General features: G+C 60.7%; 26 protein-coding genes. All 26 read right to left on the reverse strand.

The window, feature by feature from the left end:
- Nucleotides 1-179: 179 nt before the first annotated feature.
- The gene (locus QM685_RS05890) at nt 180-533 is read right to left on the reverse strand and encodes a hypothetical protein (RefSeq protein ID WP_415113662.1); all 354 of its coding nucleotides are present in this window, start codon (nt 531-533) and stop codon (nt 180-182) included.
- Nucleotides 534-612: 79 nt separating this feature from the next.
- A complete protein-coding gene (locus QM685_RS05895; protein ID WP_415113664.1) occupies nt 613-1,140 on the reverse strand; it encodes a hypothetical protein in 528 nt (175 codons plus the stop codon).
- Between the two features lie 80 nt (nt 1,141-1,220).
- A complete protein-coding gene (locus QM685_RS05900; protein ID WP_415113666.1) occupies nt 1,221-1,703 on the reverse strand; it encodes an HK97 gp10 family phage protein in 483 nt (160 codons plus the stop codon).
- A complete protein-coding gene (locus QM685_RS05905; RefSeq protein ID WP_415113668.1) occupies nt 1,700-2,095 on the reverse strand; it encodes a minor capsid protein in 396 nt (131 codons plus the stop codon). The genes QM685_RS05900 and QM685_RS05905 overlap by 4 nt, the downstream gene beginning before the upstream one ends.
- On the reverse strand, nt 2,092-2,442 hold the full coding sequence (locus tag QM685_RS05910; protein ID WP_415113670.1) for a hypothetical protein: 351 nt from the start codon (nt 2,440-2,442) through the stop codon (nt 2,092-2,094). The genes QM685_RS05905 and QM685_RS05910 overlap by 4 nt, the downstream gene beginning before the upstream one ends.
- Nucleotides 2,435-3,082 carry a hypothetical protein gene (locus tag QM685_RS05915; RefSeq protein ID WP_415113672.1) on the reverse strand — a complete coding sequence of 216 codons (648 nt, stop codon included), beginning with the start codon at nt 3,080-3,082 and terminating at the stop codon, nt 2,435-2,437. The genes QM685_RS05910 and QM685_RS05915 overlap by 8 nt, the downstream gene beginning before the upstream one ends.
- Entirely contained in the window at nt 3,079-3,942 is an 864-nt protein-coding gene (locus tag QM685_RS05920) for a hypothetical protein (protein WP_415113674.1), read from the reverse strand. The genes QM685_RS05915 and QM685_RS05920 overlap by 4 nt, the downstream gene beginning before the upstream one ends.
- Nucleotides 3,943-3,945: 3 nt before the next feature.
- Nucleotides 3,946-4,392 (reverse strand): hypothetical protein, encoded by a 447-nt coding sequence (locus QM685_RS05925; RefSeq protein ID WP_415113676.1) that lies wholly within the window; start codon nt 4,390-4,392, stop codon nt 3,946-3,948.
- Nucleotides 4,393-4,467: 75 nt separating this feature from the next.
- The gene (locus QM685_RS05930) at nt 4,468-5,379 is read right to left on the reverse strand and encodes a major capsid protein (RefSeq protein ID WP_415113678.1); all 912 of its coding nucleotides are present in this window, start codon (nt 5,377-5,379) and stop codon (nt 4,468-4,470) included.
- 128 nt (nt 5,380-5,507) lie between these two features.
- Nucleotides 5,508-6,428 (reverse strand): DUF6651 domain-containing protein, encoded by a 921-nt coding sequence (locus tag QM685_RS05935; RefSeq protein ID WP_415113680.1) that lies wholly within the window; start codon nt 6,426-6,428, stop codon nt 5,508-5,510.
- Between the two features lie 76 nt (nt 6,429-6,504).
- Nucleotides 6,505-8,130, reverse strand: coding sequence for a hypothetical protein (locus tag QM685_RS05940; RefSeq protein ID WP_415113682.1), 1,626 nt, complete (start codon nt 8,128-8,130; stop codon nt 6,505-6,507).
- A gap of 63 nt (nt 8,131-8,193) precedes the next feature.
- Nucleotides 8,194-9,462, reverse strand: coding sequence for a phage terminase large subunit (locus QM685_RS05945; protein WP_415113684.1), 1,269 nt, complete (start codon nt 9,460-9,462; stop codon nt 8,194-8,196).
- Nucleotides 9,452-10,096: a hypothetical protein gene (locus QM685_RS05950; protein WP_415113686.1), complete on the reverse strand. Its 645-nt coding sequence runs from the start codon at nt 10,094-10,096 to the stop codon at nt 9,452-9,454. Before QM685_RS05950 ends, QM685_RS05945 begins: the two co-directional genes overlap by 11 nt.
- A 119-nt stretch (nt 10,097-10,215) precedes the next feature.
- Nucleotides 10,216-10,608 (reverse strand): hypothetical protein, encoded by a 393-nt coding sequence (locus QM685_RS05955; protein WP_415113688.1) that lies wholly within the window; start codon nt 10,606-10,608, stop codon nt 10,216-10,218.
- 65 nt (nt 10,609-10,673) lie between these two features.
- A complete protein-coding gene (locus tag QM685_RS05960; RefSeq protein ID WP_415113690.1) occupies nt 10,674-11,000 on the reverse strand; it encodes a winged helix DNA-binding protein in 327 nt (108 codons plus the stop codon).
- Complete coding sequence (locus tag QM685_RS05965) at nt 11,000-11,923, reverse strand: hypothetical protein (RefSeq protein ID WP_415113692.1); 924 nt, start codon at nt 11,921-11,923, stop codon at nt 11,000-11,002. The genes QM685_RS05960 and QM685_RS05965 overlap by 1 nt, the downstream gene beginning before the upstream one ends.
- The gene (locus QM685_RS05970) at nt 11,907-12,185 is read right to left on the reverse strand and encodes a hypothetical protein (RefSeq protein WP_415113694.1); all 279 of its coding nucleotides are present in this window, start codon (nt 12,183-12,185) and stop codon (nt 11,907-11,909) included. The genes QM685_RS05965 and QM685_RS05970 overlap by 17 nt, the downstream gene beginning before the upstream one ends.
- Before the next feature lies 1 nt (nt 12,186).
- Complete coding sequence (locus tag QM685_RS05975) at nt 12,187-12,525, reverse strand: hypothetical protein (protein WP_415113696.1); 339 nt, start codon at nt 12,523-12,525, stop codon at nt 12,187-12,189.
- On the reverse strand, nt 12,522-12,722 hold the full coding sequence (locus QM685_RS05980) for a hypothetical protein (protein WP_415113698.1): 201 nt from the start codon (nt 12,720-12,722) through the stop codon (nt 12,522-12,524). Before QM685_RS05980 ends, QM685_RS05975 begins: the two co-directional genes overlap by 4 nt.
- A gap of 1 nt (nt 12,723) precedes the next feature.
- Nucleotides 12,724-13,074, reverse strand: coding sequence for a thioredoxin family protein (locus QM685_RS05985; protein WP_415113700.1), 351 nt, complete (start codon nt 13,072-13,074; stop codon nt 12,724-12,726).
- Nucleotides 13,061-13,723 carry an ATP-binding cassette domain-containing protein gene (locus QM685_RS05990; protein ID WP_415113702.1) on the reverse strand — a complete coding sequence of 221 codons (663 nt, stop codon included), beginning with the start codon at nt 13,721-13,723 and terminating at the stop codon, nt 13,061-13,063. Before QM685_RS05990 ends, QM685_RS05985 begins: the two co-directional genes overlap by 14 nt.
- Nucleotides 13,720-14,082 carry a hypothetical protein gene (locus QM685_RS05995; RefSeq protein WP_415113704.1) on the reverse strand — a complete coding sequence of 121 codons (363 nt, stop codon included), beginning with the start codon at nt 14,080-14,082 and terminating at the stop codon, nt 13,720-13,722. The genes QM685_RS05990 and QM685_RS05995 overlap by 4 nt, the downstream gene beginning before the upstream one ends.
- Before the next feature lies 1 nt (nt 14,083).
- Entirely contained in the window at nt 14,084-14,230 is a 147-nt protein-coding gene (locus QM685_RS06000) for a hypothetical protein (RefSeq protein ID WP_415113706.1), read from the reverse strand.
- Between the two features lie 27 nt (nt 14,231-14,257).
- Nucleotides 14,258-14,908 (reverse strand): ParB/Srx family N-terminal domain-containing protein, encoded by a 651-nt coding sequence (locus QM685_RS06005; RefSeq protein WP_415113708.1) that lies wholly within the window; start codon nt 14,906-14,908, stop codon nt 14,258-14,260.
- Nucleotides 14,905-15,096: a hypothetical protein gene (locus QM685_RS06010; protein ID WP_415113710.1), complete on the reverse strand. Its 192-nt coding sequence runs from the start codon at nt 15,094-15,096 to the stop codon at nt 14,905-14,907. Before QM685_RS06010 ends, QM685_RS06005 begins: the two co-directional genes overlap by 4 nt.
- Nucleotides 15,093-15,746 carry a ParB/RepB/Spo0J family partition protein gene (locus tag QM685_RS06015; RefSeq protein WP_415113712.1) on the reverse strand — a complete coding sequence of 218 codons (654 nt, stop codon included), beginning with the start codon at nt 15,744-15,746 and terminating at the stop codon, nt 15,093-15,095. Before QM685_RS06015 ends, QM685_RS06010 begins: the two co-directional genes overlap by 4 nt.
- Nucleotides 15,747-15,779: the final 33 nt, after the last annotated feature.

Raw genomic sequence — 15,779 nt, forward strand, 5'->3', positions numbered from 1 at the left:
GCACGCTGCAACCGTGAGTTGCCGCATGTCCTTCTGCGCGCTGATCCGGTCGACGTTCTCGTGAAAGAGCCAGAAACGCCGCATGGGCCAGCGCAGGATCCGTTCGTCGTCGTAGCCGTAGAAATGAGCGACCCGGCAAAAGAGGAACCCGAAATCCAGCTCCTCAAGTGCCGGCCGTGTCAGTTTCCCGAGGCGTCCTCGCCTTCTACCGCGGCCTGCTCCTGAGCCGCTTCCTGTGCCTTCTCGACGTCCTCGCCGCGAATGAACGCGGTGATCGCGTTCAATTGCTGGAGCGAGAGGTTGCGCAGCACCGCAACTTCCGCGGTTGGGATGCAGCGCGCGACCATGTCAACCGCAGCCTCAACCTGGTCGGCTACCGTCGCGCTCTCGTCGGCTGCCAGCTTTTGCGCAACCCGCGTGGTCTCGACGAAGTTCTCGACCGTCATGTCGGGCACTTCGTAAGCCACGCCACCGATCACTACTTCGCGCGCCTCGCCCTGCGACAGCGCGTCGAGATTCAGAATTTTTGCCATGTGCATACTCCTCGGGAGTGAGTCAGCCCCGCTTCAGTCAGCGGGGCTTTTGGATAGTCAGTTTTGACTGTTCTTGTAGTTACGGCGTGGTGACGGGAGCGGTGCCGACCTTGAACAGCTTCTGCGTGACAGGGTCGGGATAGCCGGTGAAGTCGACGGAGTAGATCCGTTCCTTCTCGACGTCATACGAGAAGTCCAGCGCGCCCGCGGTTGCTGCCAGCGGAATCACGAAGTCTTCCGAGTAGTCGTTGTCTGCCTTCGCAATCGGGTGCAGACGCAACTCCTGCGCGATCGAGAGCAGGTCGACGCCGATGCCGACTTCCACGTCAACGCTCTTGGCCTGCGTGGTTGCGTCGGTGTTCAGCGTCGCGCCCGGCATGATCGCCACGAGGTTTTCCAGCGTGGTTTCCGCGAGCGGAACCTTCACCGTCACGTCGCGCGCCATGATCAGCTCGTTGATGGTGGTCTTGCCGAACTGGTCGACATTGACCTTGTGGGTATCGGTCTTCACCGACACCTGCACACCGCCCTGCGTGTAGCCGAGGTCCACCGCGTTGAAAAACACGCGGCATACCCCGAGCTTTACGTTCTTGGTATCACTTGCCACTCGAAACTCCTTTGCAAAGAGGTTTTGGATAGTCAGTTTTGACTATCGGCCGAGTCTACCACAGAGGCCTCTTTGAGTCACTAGATAGCCGCCTGACAGGCGCCAGCGAGACGCCCTTCGATGCCCTGCTCGATCTCGTCGCGGGCGCGTTCCAGATACTTGCCGCCGACCTTGCCCGACCCGCCATCCTTCTGCTGCGATTTCGGCCCGAGTTGCAACGGTCCCGCCGGTATCAGGTGTTCATGCATCTCGTAGGCGTAGTCGCCCACTGTCTTGCCGGGTCTGTCTCGCCCATCCGAGTCATGCGCGGGGAGGCTACCGTCCACATACACCTCGACACTCTTGCGCGCGAACTGGCCGAGCTCATTGCGACCACCACCCGTCTCCCGCACCTTGATTGCCGTTTCCAGATCACCGTGATCGACTGGAGCATTCTCGCGGGCCTTTTCCGCAAGCGCTTGCGCTTCGACCTTCATCTGCGCAAAGACGCCGCGGACTGCCTTCTCGCCGACCTGTTGCAGCAACGCGCCGAGGTTGACAGTGCCTTCAATCTTTACGCTCATGGCAGGGCTCCCGTGTCCACAAAGCACAGTTCAAAGTTCGTCGTCCACTCAATCAGGTTGGCTGACGAGAGCGGATACGGCACCGGCAGCGCGAGCGGCCGGCAGTAGTTGATCTTCATCGTGGCGAGATCGGTCTCGGCCGGAACCCTGAGCGCCGCCATCGCCTGCAGGATCAGCGCCTGACCTGCGTCATAGCTGGGCGCGCGAGCGATCACCTGAAAACGGGCGTGGAAGTAGCCGGGCAGGTAGTTGTTAATGGGCACTCCACCGAGCGGGTTGCGCAGCATGACGGCCGTCGTCACGCCCGCCGGCATTGAGTCGATGAAAATCGACTGGCCCTGGATGCCTACGCCCGCGTCTTCCAGACGCTGTGCGAAAGGGGTGAGGTTCATTGGGCACTCCAGACGTTCAGTCGCACCTCGTGATGATCGAGCCGGCCATTGAGGTCAAACTGCGGTGACTTCGACACCACGCGCAGCGTGAGACCTGCCACTTTCACGATGTCGTTGATGCTCGCGCGCGTGGTCGGTGAAAAGAGCAGCAGGGCATCCTCGTCGAGCTCGAATGCAGAACCATGACTGGCCGTCGTGGTGCCGCTTACGGGCGTCTGTTTGCTCTTGATCTCGATCTTGACCACGCTGACACGCTCCGGGACTGTCGCGCCCGGCAGCGGCTCGCCATGCACGTTCGTCCTGCCCGACGCTGTCTCAATTACGCAGGAAACGGTCGGATTAAACATGCGGCACCGCGGAAGTGTTCGGGTGGAAGATTTTCCGGCGTGCCTCGGCCAGGCCCAGGCCGCTGATGGGAACCTCGACGCCCTGGCCGCCATGCTCCGGATCGTTCGGATAATCAACCGTGAAGCTGCGCTTGCCGGCCGCCTCTGCCTTCATAACCGCCGCGTCGATGGTGGTCTGGATCGCGAACTGACGGATCGTGGTTCGCATCAGGGTTTGGGCATCGAACAGCCTTCCTGCGTTATCGGAAACGCGGAAGTCGAGTTGACCGAGCTTCGATTGCACGAGCAGCCCCATGCCGCCCGTCGCATTCTTGAGCAGCGCCGCGCTGCCCAGCTCCTGCCCACGCAGCTTTTTCAGCACGGTCTTGATGTTCTGCGCGACCGCAACCCGCACCGCGGAGAACGCGTTTGCGTCGCTCGCGCGCTCCACGCCGAGCTTGCGCGCATAGCTGAACATGCCGGATTCGGCATTCGAGATGAACGTCCCGGCAAGCTGGTGAGCCTGCGCCGTGACGCTCGCAAGTGTGCTGGGCGTTACCGTCATCCCCGGCGTGGTCACACCGAGATAGAGCCCGGTGAGCGCCGAAAGGAATGAAGCATAGGCACCCATTACCGGGTTGGTCAGATCGTCGTAGGTCATGTGCGGGCAAGTCGCTTGGAGTTGGTTAGGAAGTAGCTGAGGTAGGACATCGCTCGCTTCGAGCACGGCATGTCCAGCGGCTTGGTGGACCGGAAAGTCTGTCTCGTCGTGCCGACGGCGTCGGACGTGATGCCCTGCTCCCGCTTTGACGCCACCACGTCCTGCGAGAGGATGGCGTCGGCTTCCGCGACCTGAGCCTTGCGCAGCGCTCCCTTGAACCGCTCGGGCAACGCGTTGAACTGGTCGGCGTTCAGCAGCTCCAGGTTGCCGTCGAACATGAACAGGCTGTCTGTTGCCACATACTTCGACTGGTAGACGCCTTCGGGCACGAAGTTAAGACTGTCCTGCCCAAAATTCAGATTGCAGTTCAGCAGGTAGTAGGAGAGCTTGCACAGGTGCCAGCGCGCCTCGATCATGGCCGCGTAACGATCCTCATCAGTTGCGCAGTCCCAGGCCGGTGTGTTCGGAATGTCGATCGCCGTGATCTGTGCCTGCGCGTAGCTCTGGAAGCTGTTGAGACCCGTCACCAGAACATCCACCGGCTCGATCGCGTAGATGAACGTCTGGGAGGTTTCGTTACCGTCGCTCAGGGTCAGGTAAAGCTCAACGATGCGCCCCTCGCGCGTGGGAATGGTGTGCTCCGTGGGCGTGGCGCCCAATGCGTTCAGACTCGCCGGCACCGTGATCTGCACATCGGCGGCACCTGCCACGAAGTCGTCTAGCGGCGTCAGCGGTTGCAGTTCCGCATTCGCCTGATCGACGATCCGGTATCTGACCGATTGCGCATTCAGAGGCGCGCCGCTGCGATCAGCCAGCGGGATGACGCATTGGACATTGGTGCCAGCGAGAAAGACCTGCATGGCTTACTCGCCCTGATCTTCGAACGTGCCGCCCGTCGCCTTCACGACAGCTTCAATCAGCATGCGGATCGAGTTGCCCTTCAGACCCATCGGTTCCGCAATCTCGCGCAGACCGGCGATGCCCTTCTCGTCGGCGATCTTCGCCAGATCGGTCTCGTTCCACACAACCTTCTCGGTCTGAGCGGGCGCGACGACCGGAGCCACCGGCGCCGGCGTGGTCGTCGCAACCGTGGTCGTCTGAACCGAAACAGCCGGCGTGTTCATGTGATCGAGCAGGAACTGAGACACGCTCGGATTGGTGCCGTCCTCCCATTCGCACGCGTAGACAGCGGCGATCCGGGTGGCATCCTTGTGCGAGACGTCCGTTGTCGACACACCATCCTCGAAAAAGACGGTGCCCATCTGCGCCGTGTAGCGCTCCATGCCAGGAGAAAGCAGTCGGAGTTTCATTCGGTATCCCTGATGTGAAAAAGGGCGAGCCCTTGGCCCGCCCTTTATGATAGTCAGTTTTGACTATCCTTACACTTAAATGTTGGAGACGCCTTGCAGACGTGCGATCGAACGCGTGGACTTCAGCGCGAGGCCCGTATACCACTTCAGGCGGATACGCGTTGCGTCCTTGTTCTGCACCGTGCCGATGTTCTCGACCACGATACCTGCGTCGCCACCACCGTAGATGCCGTGCAGGCCATCCAGCTCGTTCAGGCGCAGCGCGTAGACCGAGCACAGGTTTGCACCGGTGCCGAGCGATTCATTCGCGCCCAGGAACTCATTCATGATGATCGGCACGCCGTTGTGGGTGAGCATCGGGCGACCGAAGTTCTCGAGCTGCTGCATGACAGCGTCGGTGCCGTAGGTGGCGCGCAGCAGGCCGCGGAATGCGCGGATCGTGCCACGACGCATCACCAGCACGTCGGCGCCATTCGGCACCGCGTCGAGCAGTTCGTCCAGCATCGTCAGCGTCAGTGCGCCGCCGTTCGCGCCTGCGTTGATCGTCTGCGTGCCGCCGGCCTGTTGAGCCAGCACCGGCAGACCGTCGAACGACTTGGTGTTCACCGTCGAGTCGCCCGTCGCGAGCGTCTGATGGAACACGCGAGCCACACCCTTCGCCTTCTTGGCGATCTGGATCGCCATCTGGTCGTTGGTGTCGCTTTCGGTCGTCTGCAGGAATTTGTCGACGTCCACGTCGCCCGCCAGAATGCGCAGGCGCGTCACCACTTCCTGAACGGTCGATGCACTTTCGTTCACCGTATCGTTCGGGTCGAGGAAGTCCGCGCCAGCGAGCGTGTCTTCGCGGTTGTAGACATACGCCTTGCCGTTCACGCCGACAAACGGAAGGACCGAGAACAGATCGTCGCGATCGATGATCTCGTCGATGACGCCAGCGACCAACTGGTTGTTACTCAGCAGATCGGCCGTATCTTTCAAAAGAGGCATTGCATTTCCTTTGGTAGAGAGAAACAGTTTCGTTCCGGCCTAAGTCGCTTTAGTCACCGATAGGTCGCCACAATAGCACAAAAAGGCTATTTTGAACAGTCAGTTTTGACTGTTCATACTGGCGAAAGTCAGGGGTTGAATCTTACGCCGAGCGTCTTCAGCCCCGCGGCGATACGGGATACGCCCGCCTCCGAGACGCCTTCCTTCTGCGCCCCCGCCCTCGCCTGTGCCTGTGACGCGCTGCCTGCGCCAGGCTTCACCTTGCTCTTGAGCAGATGGTCCTTCTCCGGGTCCGCCTCGACGATCTTGCGCAGCGCCTCGTCGAAACTCACGGGCACACCGGAGCTGTTGACGATCATCGTCCGGTTGGCAGAGCCCTTCGGCTTGTCATAGCCGACCACCTTGCCTTCAACCAGATCGAAGTGATCGCCATAGATCACACGGGTCTTGGCGGGCGTGAGCGCGAGCTCGCTGCCGATGAACTGAGACGTGTTGAACTGCGCGCCGACAGTGAGTTCGTTGATCGTGCCGTCCCGCTGGCCGACCTGCTTCTGCAACTCCGCGATCTGATCCTTCAGCGACTTCGTTTCCTTGCCGTGCTCTTCGGCCATACGCTCTTTCAGGCGGTTCCATTCACCCTTCGCCTCGAGAGCGGCAGTTTCGGCGTCCGACTTTTCCTTGAGCAGCGCGCGCACCGCTTCGGGGTCGATGCCATCGAACTTCTTCAGTTGCTCCTGGGCCGCTGCGAGCGCCGTGGTGGCTTCATCAAGCTTGGCCTTTTTCTGCATCACTTCCTTGAGCAGCTTGGCTTCTTCGTCGGTCGGCTTCTTCTCACCACCGCCGGCTGCCTTTTTCCGCTCCTCTTCGGCCGCGGCTTCGGCCGCCTTCCTGTCCGCTTCCTCGGCGGCTGCCTTCGCGGCTGCTTCCTTGGCCTTTTCAGCCTCGAGTCCTGCCGCGATTGCGGCAGCACCACCGGATTTCGAGCCGTCGTCACCCGCGGCGTCCATATAGCCCTGGGCGATCATCATCTTGCGCAGAAGTGCGTGCATGTTCTGTGTTTCCTTGACCAGTCTCTAGGTCGTAGTTGTGAAAAAGCCGGCACATCACTTGGCCGGCGGTTCTGGGTCAGCCTTCCGATTTCGTCGTCATCGATTCGCTGGCGAGCGAGCGATCGGAAGTTTTCTGAAGCTGCTGCTGGCTCATCTGCTGAGCCTGCAATTCGAGCGGGCCGGCCGGCGGCCAGTCCTTCAGTGAAGCGACGATCTTCGCCTTGATATCCTGGGCAAGCTGCGGGAACAGCTTGTCAATCACCGCTTTCATCTGCTCCTGACGCAGCAGGTCAGGTGCCTCGATCAGGGACAGGCGTGCGGCGATGTCGAACTCGTCGTAGAGTCCGCGGGTATCAAAGTCGTCCGGGTAGGTGACGAACTCCTCATCGGCGGAAAGGTCTTCACCGTTCCAGAGCGCGACGAGAGCCACGATCTTGTTCTCGATCGACTGGAGTGAGTCGGCCTTGGCTGCCAGCAGAGCATTCACTCGCTCGAAGTCATATGCCTTGGCGACACCCGAACTGTTGTCGATCCCGAGCGAGTTGTCCTGTTTGGTGCGCTCGCCCGCGAGACCGACGGTGTGATAAATCTCGTTGATGATCTTGTGGATCACCGCGAGAATCATCTGAGCCTGCTTGGGGTCCGGTGAAATGTATTTGGGCTCGGCGCCACCTTCCCCGTCGTAGAGAAAAATGCGCTTCGTGCCCATCTCCATCATCTTCGTGTAGTTGTCGTCGCCCGGCAGCATGTTCTGCGCCGGCATCGCCAACTGGCTGAAGGTCTGGTCCTGAATGATGGCGTCGAGGTTTGACAGGTAGTTCGCCACCGCGCGGTCCAGATAGGCGATGTCGTCGATCATCGACGGCGCGCAGTAAAGCTCGTCCGTGATGACGTGGTCCGCGAGGATCACGGGCACGACGTTGAGGTTGTGGTTGCCCCGAGCGATCTCCACAACCTTCTGCTTCTTGCCCTTGCCTTGCAGCTCGAAGAGGCGCCAGTCTATCTTCGTCCAGAGACGGAAGCGCATCAGCACCTCGCCGCTGGAGGTCATCGGGTCCGCGTCGTCGCGCGCCGTCTCCTGAATGAGCACCCACTGGAGCGCACCCATGTCGTCGTAGCTGTAGTCGAGCAACTGCTGGGGGCCTACGAGATACGCGTAGGTCTGCACGCCAGCCGCCTTCTCCTCTGCGCGCGTGGTGACGGCGTCTGTCTTCGTGTTGTCGATCACGATGCCGATGCGACCCTGCCGCGAGGTTCGGCTTGCGATCTGACGCGCGAAGTCCTGAATGCCCAGACCGTTGCGCGTGCAGCGCTTCCAGAATTGCTTTACGAAGTCCGGTGCGTCGGTCTCGTTGCGCGTGATGGCCTGCTTGAACAGATACTTGTTGAGCAGGTCGACCACTTCCTTCGTGTGATTGAAGCGGTAGGCTCGCGCCAGGCGATCGTTGAATTCCTTGTCGCCTTCCTTAATGTAGCGAAAGACGTTCTCGTCGAACCACTCGCGTCCGCCAGCGTAGGTCTGCTCGATGAACGCCCAGTGGTTGACGTGTTCCTCATATTCCGGGTGCCGGCGCTCGATGAGCGCGCGCAGCTTCTTCTGTTCGTCACCAGCGACGGGACCAATGCCCATCGCAGACGACGAATCGACCGCGGTGTGATCGAGGGAGAACTGCTCGCCGGTGGTGAAGTTTCGGATGTCCATTGGTCGTGAAGTATTGGGTAGTGTGGGGCCTTTGTCAACAGTCAGTTTTGACTATCCATACAGCTAGACAGAAAGCCCGCCAAGTTCGAGACGGCGCACCGGGAATTCGAGGTCAATGCAGTAGCCCCCCGCGTCGGCCGAGTGCTCGTTGCCGGCGGTCTTGTCCACATCGCGCGAGCCCGGTTTGTAGATCGTCTGCTCAAGCGACTTGATGAAGTGCTTGCAGGACGCGTCAATCCGCAGTCGCACGCTGCCATCGGCTGCGCGCAGCATGCGGTTCACGGCGTTCACGCGGTCGGCGACAAGCGGGCTTTTGCGACGGAATTTGATGCGTTTGAACCCCTTCTCGCGCAGGATGTCGAGGTCCGTTTCGCCCCGTGCGTGCTGCCGCTGTCCGCCCGCCGGGTCCGGGTAGATCGTGGTGTTCTTCTGATGGCGCCAGTATTTCTTCTCCAGCGCGTCCGCCGTTTCTTCCGTGTTCGAGCCGAACTGCACAACCTCATCGACCGCCCACAACTCGCCGCTCCCCTGCATCTGGAAAACCACGGTAGACATCGGATCGATGTTGAAGTCCATACCGATCCACAGCGGCAGCTTCGGGTTGAAGGGATACTGGCCGACGTGGATACTCCGGTCGAACGGGTAGTAGACCCGTCCGCTCATCGTCTCGAAGCTCGCCTCGAACTCCTGGCGATAGGATTTCTCGTCCATGTCGCGCTTCGCGGCTTCGAGCTCCGAGCGCGGGATGAAGGGCGATGTGAAGGTCGGGAACTGCCAGCTCGCCCAGTCGTTCTTGCGCACTCGGCCGTTCGTGTCCGTGTAGGTCTCGCCGCGCTGGCCGAGCATGTAGACGGTGTGCAGGTAGTTGTAGGCCTTTGGCGTGCCGATGAACATCGCATGGCCGCCCGTGTCCGCGAGCGTTGGTCGCAGCACCTTCGTCCAGGTCTCCTCGCTCATGTCCTGGAACTCGTCCAGCACGAGAAAGTGAATACCCACGCCGCGCAGCGAATCAGCCTTGTCGGCACCCTTCAGCTCGATCCGCGTGCCGTTGCGCAGCGTGATGGTGAGCGTCGTCTCGTTTATCTTCCTGATCCACTTCTTCGGCAGCGCGTCGAGCAGATCCGTCCACAGGATCTGCTTTGCCATCTTGTAGGTGGGCGCGACATACCAGACCTTGCGCTTCCTGATCTGGGCGAACTTGATGATGAGCACCTTGGAGAGCTGGGTCTTGCCCCAGCGCCGGCCAGCAACCACCACACGGAAGCGGTGTCGGTCCCGGAACACCATCATCTGTTTCGGGTGCAGCGACAGCGTTGCTTTCTTACTCGCCATCGTCACCCTCTTCCACAACCTCGTCGTCGAGATCGTCGAGTTCCGCGTTCACCGTGTCGATTTCGGACTCACCCATGTCCTCTTCATCGCGGTTGCGCAGCGCCTCGATCTGGTCCGCCGTGAGTTCACTGATGACCAGTTCCGGCAGGCCGTCTTCGTCCAGCCCGGTGTCCTTGTCCAGACCCAGCACAGCCCAACGCTCTTCCCGCGCCTTCTTGAGCACAGTCATCGCGGAATCGAGTGATTTGAGGTTATTGAGCACCGAGCCGAACGGCAGACCGTCCGCCTTGGCCTTCAGGATCTCGTTCCAGGTGAGCTTGGCGAGACCGGAGGCCATCTTGTAGTGCTCTTCCTTGGTCTCCTTGATCCGCGCGGCGAGCACTGTCGCCTCATCGATCGACGCCTTCTTCACTTCTTCCTTGACCGCGGCTGCGTGCTCCTCTTTCTTCGAGCCGCGCCTGACGCCCTTTCTGCGGAAGTGGTCGACGAATGTGGACTTGTGCTTGCCGAATCGGGCCGTGAGCTGCGCGTAGGTGACGTCGCCCGATTCCCAGAGCGCTTCAGCCTCGGCCCATTGTCGGGACGTGAGGCGTGAATGCTTTTCAGGTGTTGCTGGTGCCGTTGCCTTCGTCACTGCTGGTCCTTCTGGTTCGCATCTTCAAAAAAAAAGGGCGCAGAGGTAGGCGCCCATTCGGAGGAAAGAAGATGAATCCAGGGCTCCAATGTAGCCGCGCCCGCGGCCTTTGTCAACAGTCAGTTTTGACTATCTCTCATGAGAACAAGAAACAGGGCTGTTGCGAGGGCAGTCGCTTCATCAAACTGCGCTGGGGTCTCTCTGGGACTGCCATTTTGTTCGAAGCGACACACCCATCCCCCGCCCGGTTCGGGGAGCACTGAGTGCGGGATTTCGCGTTTCAAGAGCGCTTCTTCGGTCAGGGTCTCGCGCTCGCTGAACCGGGGTGCTGTCACCCAGTTGGTTTCGTCGGGGATGGCGCCTTTTTCCCAGCACTTGATGAGACCGTCCTGGATCTCGACGAGGTAACCGAGTGCTGCCGCTATCGAGGCGTCGAGCCGCAGTCGGGCTCTCTCGATGGGTTCAGCCCAAGTTGGGTCCGCCTCGCTCTCCCGGAATTCTTTATCTTTCATTCTTTGTTTCTTTAATACTCTTTATATATACGGGAACGACTTGGGAGCCCAAGTGCGGACCCAAGTCAGGAACCCTCGAAAATCTCTTCCAGAAGGGCTTCTTCTTCGGATACGACAAACGCCGGTCCCGGAGAAGATCGCGGAATGGAGACATACCCCTTCCCTTCAGAGGTGATCCCGATCAGCACCCGCTGCCGGTCCCGGCGCTTCTCCTTGCCCACCTTCTCGATGAGCCCGTGTTTGATCAGCGCGCGGATCGAGAACTGGATCGACGCCTTGGTGGTTTCGTAGTTGATGCGCTCGATGATCTCGTCCAGATCGCACGCGGAGCCATCGCTGTTCGCCGCGGCGATGACCCGCAGGAGCTCGAGCTGTTTGGTCGTCAGGTGCATCAGATGGCTCCCCCGAGCGCGGAGAGATCGAGCGGCGCGTCCACCGGCTGGTTGTCGAAGGCGAGTAGCGGAATGCGCGCCGGCAGCTCCCGCGGCGTGTTGGTGGCGGTGTCGAAGTCCGGGTTCTCGTAGACCCCATACATGGGGCTCGCGAAAACCAGTTGCTGCACCTGCTTGATGAGCCACCCCGCCTCATAGCCGTCGATGCGCTCGCGGGCGCCAAAGCGCTTGTTGCCCGACTTCTCGCGGCTCGAGTGCCGGAAGTAGAAGTCGCGCATCTCGGCCATGCACTTCTCTCGGATCGCTGCGGGCATGGTGTGAAGTTCATCCATCACACCCACGTAGTCCGAGGGGATCGAGTCGAACCAGCGGCGGAAGAAGGCGAGCCCGACTTCGTATTTCTGTGACGGCTCCGGTTTCACGAAGCGCACGCCGGCCTTGGCCGCGAAGGGGTTGAACTTCGACATGGAGCTCTGGAACTCGACAAAGCGCCGGCCCGACATGCGCATCATCAGGTTCTGCATCCGGTAAGCGACGCCGGCTCCGCGGTAGATCGTATCGAGCACGAGGCGACTGTTGGTCGTCACATTGTCGTTGATCCAGTTGAGGCGATACTTGTTGACGAGCTTCGTGTCCATGCCGTTCTGGTTCGGCCGCAGGTGCGCAAACGCCTTGTTGCGACCGGAACTGATGGCCGAGCCCATCGTCATTACGCCCACGCCGATCGTCTGGTTGCGCAGCACGCAACGATAGAAGTTCGGTCCGAATGCCAGGTTCTCTGCCTTGTAGTGGAGCTCGTGCAGCAGATCCCAGTCAGCCTTTGAGCCCCGCTCGACGTAGATCTCCGGCATCAGCGAGAGACTTGTGCGGCCGATTGTCTGCCGCTCGATGAGGACGTCGGGGTTGTCAACGACGATCGGCATTTCGTTTCTTTTCCATAAACTGTTGGTAGAACCAGATGCTCGAAGCAATCCCCGAGCAACCGCCGGCCGCGCTCACCAGAAACGCTGTGAGCGTGCCTGACGCTGCCGCGTGTGCAAACGTGAACTGACCCAGACTGATCCCGAAGGACGTCACCACGGACGCGATATAGCGTCCCTGATTGACGTTCTTCGACTGCACCCCGAGCAGAAACACCGACCCGAACGATGCAGCGAACAGGATCGCGATCTGAGCCCAGTTCATGTCAGGTGGACGCGTTGTTGGTCATGTTCATGCAGAGCGTGGTCGGCTCGTGTGCGGCGATGCCCAGCGCGGCCGAGGCGATAACGCCGGCTGCTCCCGAGGGCCACCCACCGATCGGGTTCACAACGCCGGGCGATGCGACACCAACGCCGATACCTTCGATGTATCGCTTGACCGTGTCGTCCGGCGTGCGGGGGCGATCCGCGAGGGGCTGTTTCTTTTCAGGCGCTGCGCCGATCAGGTTCAGCTTTTCTCGAATCTGCGTGCGCACGTCGAGATCCATATCGGCCCCGCCGTCGAGGAATCCTTCGAGCCACCAGACAAACTGTTCGTGGGTCATGAATGCACCATCGAGGCTGAGGCGATCATTGCGCACACCGTGCCGGCGGCGATCACGTCATCCGAGACCGGCGAGGCACCTGTGGGCGGGAAGTCGTCATCGTCCGACTGCGCCTTGTCGTTGACCATCTTCACGACGAGCGCGAGGACGGCCAGCACGATGATGCAGATGACCGGCAATACTAGGACCATGTCCATGTCAGAACTCCAGGCGAACCGGCGACTGGTTCAGGCCCAGCTCGCCGAAGTATTCGATGAGGGCGGCTTCCGTGCGATCGCCCGAAAAGCGACCCTTCGACAGCCCGGCCTCGAGCGTGATGACGGTGGGCACCGCGCGCACCCCGAACAGTGCGGCGAGCTCCGGCTCGTCGCCGGCGTCGACCATCGCGAGCGTGAAGCCCCAGTCGTTGGCGAGCTTCGCGAGCTTGGGCTTGAGCAGCTTGCAGGGGCCGCACCACGACGCGGTGAAAGCGATCACGACCGGCTCGTCGTTGGACTTCTCCGTGACGAAGTGGTCGAAGGTGTGTTTGGTGGGGTTAATGACCGGCATCTTTGTATCCTTCCGGCGAGTAAGCGATCTCGATCTTCTCGCGGTAGCGTTTTTCGATGTAGACGGACGGCGCGAGGTCATCACGCAGGTCCATGTGAGTGGTTGCGACGATCAGCGTGGCGCCGGACTGGCGGGCAACCTTCTGCATGTTGAAGGCGATCACCTTCGCCGTATCGCGGTCGACTACGGCGAGAAATTCGTCCGCAACCCAGACCTTCGCGTTGGCCTCAATGAGCTTGGCGAGCCGGAACCGGTAGCGCTGGCCGTCTGATAGTTCATTGGGCTTGCGCACGAACAGGTAGGCATCGTTCAGGCCCGCGATCGAGAGGAACTTGAGCGCTTCGTTGGTATCGGTGCCGATCTGGTCGATGAGCGGCCGGTCCTGAAACTGGATCTCGTCGATGTCGCAGACGATCTCGCCCGCGGCCTTCATCTGCGCCTTCAGCTCGCGCAGGACGGTCGACTTGCCCGAACCGGACTGGCCGGTCACGTAGACCACGTCTCCCTGTCCGATGTCGATGGGCTGGTTGTCAAAGACGACAAACTCCTTGTCATCCAGACCCAGTCCGAATGCTTCGGCTATCTCCAGCACGCGGTCGGTGCGCTCGACGGTTGCCGTGAAGCGCTTGTTGACAATGTAGGTGCTCACGCAGACTCCATCGTCGCCGTGCGTGCCCACCAGCGAGCCGCTTGCGGGTTGTCCTGCCAGAAGAGGCACATTGCGTGAGCCAGATGCGTGACGAAGTCCTCTTCGTCGGAAGGCGACGGCCCCGTGTTGCGAAAGCCAATCTCGGCGACCCAGCACATGCCGTGCATCACTTCGTGGATGAACGTGTCGGCCAGGTTGTGCGGTTTCATGCCCTGCTGGATCATGATTTCCTGATCCTGGACGTTCGTGCAGCCGTAGAAACCGCCTGCGTCACCCATCTCCCTGTCGACCTGGCGCAGGTTGAAATAGAGGTGGCCGATCTTCACCCGGCGGGGCATGGTCCGGTAGGGGTCTGTCATGTCAGTCGTTGTCCAGTGTTGAGAGAAAGGCAAGCAGAAAGAGCGTTTCGGCATCCAGCATCTCCGCCCCGCTCGCCCGGCTGCGGAAGCCGAACCATGCAATGGCGAGGGAGAACACCACCAATACGACGAGGGCTGCGGTCAGCATATCCACTCCGCCAGTCAGTTTTGACTATCATGCAGCCGCGCAAACGGCTTTGGCATGTTCCACCAGCGCCTGAGCGCCAGTTAGTCCCGTCTGCTCCTCAATCGTCGCGAGGAACCGCGCCAGATGCTTTTCGTCGCGTCCTGCGATGCTTCTGAAGCCGAACACTTTCTCCAGCTTCACATCGCGCGCGTCGGTTGTTTCAACCGACTTGGCGGCAGACACCGCGGCATCCCTGACGACGGCTTCCAGATCTTCGACGAAGGGGGCGTCGTTGATCTCTCCGAGATCCGCCTTCATGAAGTCCAGCTCCTTGTCGTCGAAGATGCCCTCCAGGCTGACTTCGAGCGACGCCAGCTCTTCCTGCAAGAGGCGCGCGTCGATCTCGGAGATGGCGACGCGGTTGTCCGCAAGCCGCAGCGCCTTGGCTTCTTCAGGCGTCAGGTCATCGCGGATCACCACCGGCACGTGCGAGAGCGGCGGTTCGATCAGGGCTGCCAGGCGCCGGCCGTGGCCCGCGATGATGGTGCCGTCCGCCTCAGTGACGATTGCCGTCGTCCAGCCGAACTTGTCGATGGACTGACGGATTTTGGCAACCTGCTTGTCGTCGTGGATCTTCGCGTTAGCCGCGTATGGCTTGAGCCACGCGACGGGCTTCAGTTGCGGTTTCAGTTCGCTCATGCGGCTTCCAGTAGCCAGATGGGTTCTTGTTCGTCTTCGGCCTTGTCGAGCTCCTGCAGCTTGCGCAGGTCTTCGTCGTAGCCGTCGTCATCGCCGTTGTGCTCGTAGTTCGAACCCTCATCACAGGAGCGGCACTGGAACGGGTCATATTCCAGGTTCAGGCAGGTGCGGCAGAAGGGGAATTTCATCTGCCGTTCGCGATCAGGTGAACCAGCGCATGGCCGGCATTGGTAAGCGCGTCGTCTTCGGTGAAACGTTGCGCCTTCATCGTGGCCTCGATCTGGTCCGTGATGGTCGCGGCGTCCTCGACAGGCACCTTGAAGCGCAGGATCGTGTGTGTCTGGACCGGCTTCTCTTTCGGCAGAGCACTTGGGCTCCCGTCATCGTCCGGTATGTCTAAGTCATCCAAATCTATATTCACAGACGAGAAGATCGAAGCGAAGTCTGCGTCGGTGTAGGGCATGAAGGTCGCGAGGTCATCGGGCGAGCCCAGACCATCGAGCAGTTCAGCGAGGCGCAGCGTGTCGTCGTTGCCGTAGCGGCCGTTGTCGACGAGACCAATTTCCTTCGCCCGCTTGTCATCGAGCCTGCCCAGGTTGATGACCTGCACTTCCGGCATCTTCAGACGGATCGCCGAGTCGCGCCGGTGAGCGCCACCCAGGATTTCGAGCGTGCCGTCAGCCAGCTCGCGGCAGATGATCGGTTTGAAGAGACCCAGGCGCCGGATCGACGCGTCGATCTTGGCTTCGTTTTCGGGGCTGACCACATTCGTGTTCCACCCGTTGTGCTTCAGTCGCTCGGGTGCGACGTTCATGGTCTGGAAGGGTGTTTTGCCCATTCGATCGATCGTTTTGGATAGTCAGTTTTGACT

This window comes from Paraburkholderia sp. (assembly GCF_047605525.1).
In the GTDB taxonomy this organism is placed as follows: domain Bacteria; phylum Pseudomonadota; class Gammaproteobacteria; order Burkholderiales; family Burkholderiaceae; genus Paraburkholderia.

Bases quoted from the DNA above. Each gene is read 5' to 3' on its own strand.
- QM685_RS05890 (WP_415113662.1), bottom strand. From the start codon at position 533: ATGGCAAAAATTCTGAATCTCGACGCGCTGTCGCAGGGCGAGGCGCGC.
- QM685_RS05900 (WP_415113666.1), bottom strand. From the start codon at position 1,703: ATGAGCGTAAAGATTGAAGGCACTGTCAACCTCGGCGCGTTGCTGCAA.
- QM685_RS05905 (WP_415113668.1), bottom strand. From the start codon at position 2,095: ATGAACCTCACCCCTTTCGCACAGCGTCTGGAAGACGCGGGCGTAGGC.
- QM685_RS05910 (WP_415113670.1), bottom strand. From the start codon at position 2,442: ATGTTTAATCCGACCGTTTCCTGCGTAATTGAGACAGCGTCGGGCAGG.
- QM685_RS05915 (WP_415113672.1), bottom strand. From the start codon at position 3,082: ATGACCTACGACGATCTGACCAACCCGGTAATGGGTGCCTATGCTTCA.
- QM685_RS05920 (WP_415113674.1), bottom strand. From the start codon at position 3,942: ATGCAGGTCTTTCTCGCTGGCACCAATGTCCAATGCGTCATCCCGCTG.
- QM685_RS05925 (WP_415113676.1), bottom strand. From the start codon at position 4,392: ATGAAACTCCGACTGCTTTCTCCTGGCATGGAGCGCTACACGGCGCAG.
- QM685_RS05930 (WP_415113678.1), bottom strand. From the start codon at position 5,379: ATGCCTCTTTTGAAAGATACGGCCGATCTGCTGAGTAACAACCAGTTG.
- QM685_RS05935 (WP_415113680.1), bottom strand. From the start codon at position 6,428: ATGCACGCACTTCTGCGCAAGATGATGATCGCCCAGGGCTATATGGAC.
- QM685_RS05940 (WP_415113682.1), bottom strand. From the start codon at position 8,130: ATGGACATCCGAAACTTCACCACCGGCGAGCAGTTCTCCCTCGATCAC.
- QM685_RS05945 (WP_415113684.1), bottom strand. From the start codon at position 9,462: ATGGCGAGTAAGAAAGCAACGCTGTCGCTGCACCCGAAACAGATGATG.
- QM685_RS05955 (WP_415113688.1), bottom strand. From the start codon at position 10,608: ATGAAAGATAAAGAATTCCGGGAGAGCGAGGCGGACCCAACTTGGGCT.
- QM685_RS05960 (WP_415113690.1), bottom strand. From the start codon at position 11,000: ATGCACCTGACGACCAAACAGCTCGAGCTCCTGCGGGTCATCGCCGCG.
- QM685_RS05965 (WP_415113692.1), bottom strand. From the start codon at position 11,923: ATGCCGATCGTCGTTGACAACCCCGACGTCCTCATCGAGCGGCAGACA.
- QM685_RS05970 (WP_415113694.1), bottom strand. From the start codon at position 12,185: ATGAACTGGGCTCAGATCGCGATCCTGTTCGCTGCATCGTTCGGGTCG.
- QM685_RS05975 (WP_415113696.1), bottom strand. From the start codon at position 12,525: ATGACCCACGAACAGTTTGTCTGGTGGCTCGAAGGATTCCTCGACGGC.
- QM685_RS05980 (WP_415113698.1), bottom strand. From the start codon at position 12,722: ATGGACATGGTCCTAGTATTGCCGGTCATCTGCATCATCGTGCTGGCC.
- QM685_RS05985 (WP_415113700.1), bottom strand. From the start codon at position 13,074: ATGCCGGTCATTAACCCCACCAAACACACCTTCGACCACTTCGTCACG.
- QM685_RS05995 (WP_415113704.1), bottom strand. From the start codon at position 14,082: ATGACAGACCCCTACCGGACCATGCCCCGCCGGGTGAAGATCGGCCAC.
- QM685_RS06000 (WP_415113706.1), bottom strand. From the start codon at position 14,230: ATGCTGACCGCAGCCCTCGTCGTATTGGTGGTGTTCTCCCTCGCCATT.
- QM685_RS06005 (WP_415113708.1), bottom strand. From the start codon at position 14,908: ATGAGCGAACTGAAACCGCAACTGAAGCCCGTCGCGTGGCTCAAGCCA.
- QM685_RS06010 (WP_415113710.1), bottom strand. From the start codon at position 15,096: ATGAAATTCCCCTTCTGCCGCACCTGCCTGAACCTGGAATATGACCCG.
- QM685_RS06015 (WP_415113712.1), bottom strand. From the start codon at position 15,746: ATGGGCAAAACACCCTTCCAGACCATGAACGTCGCACCCGAGCGACTG.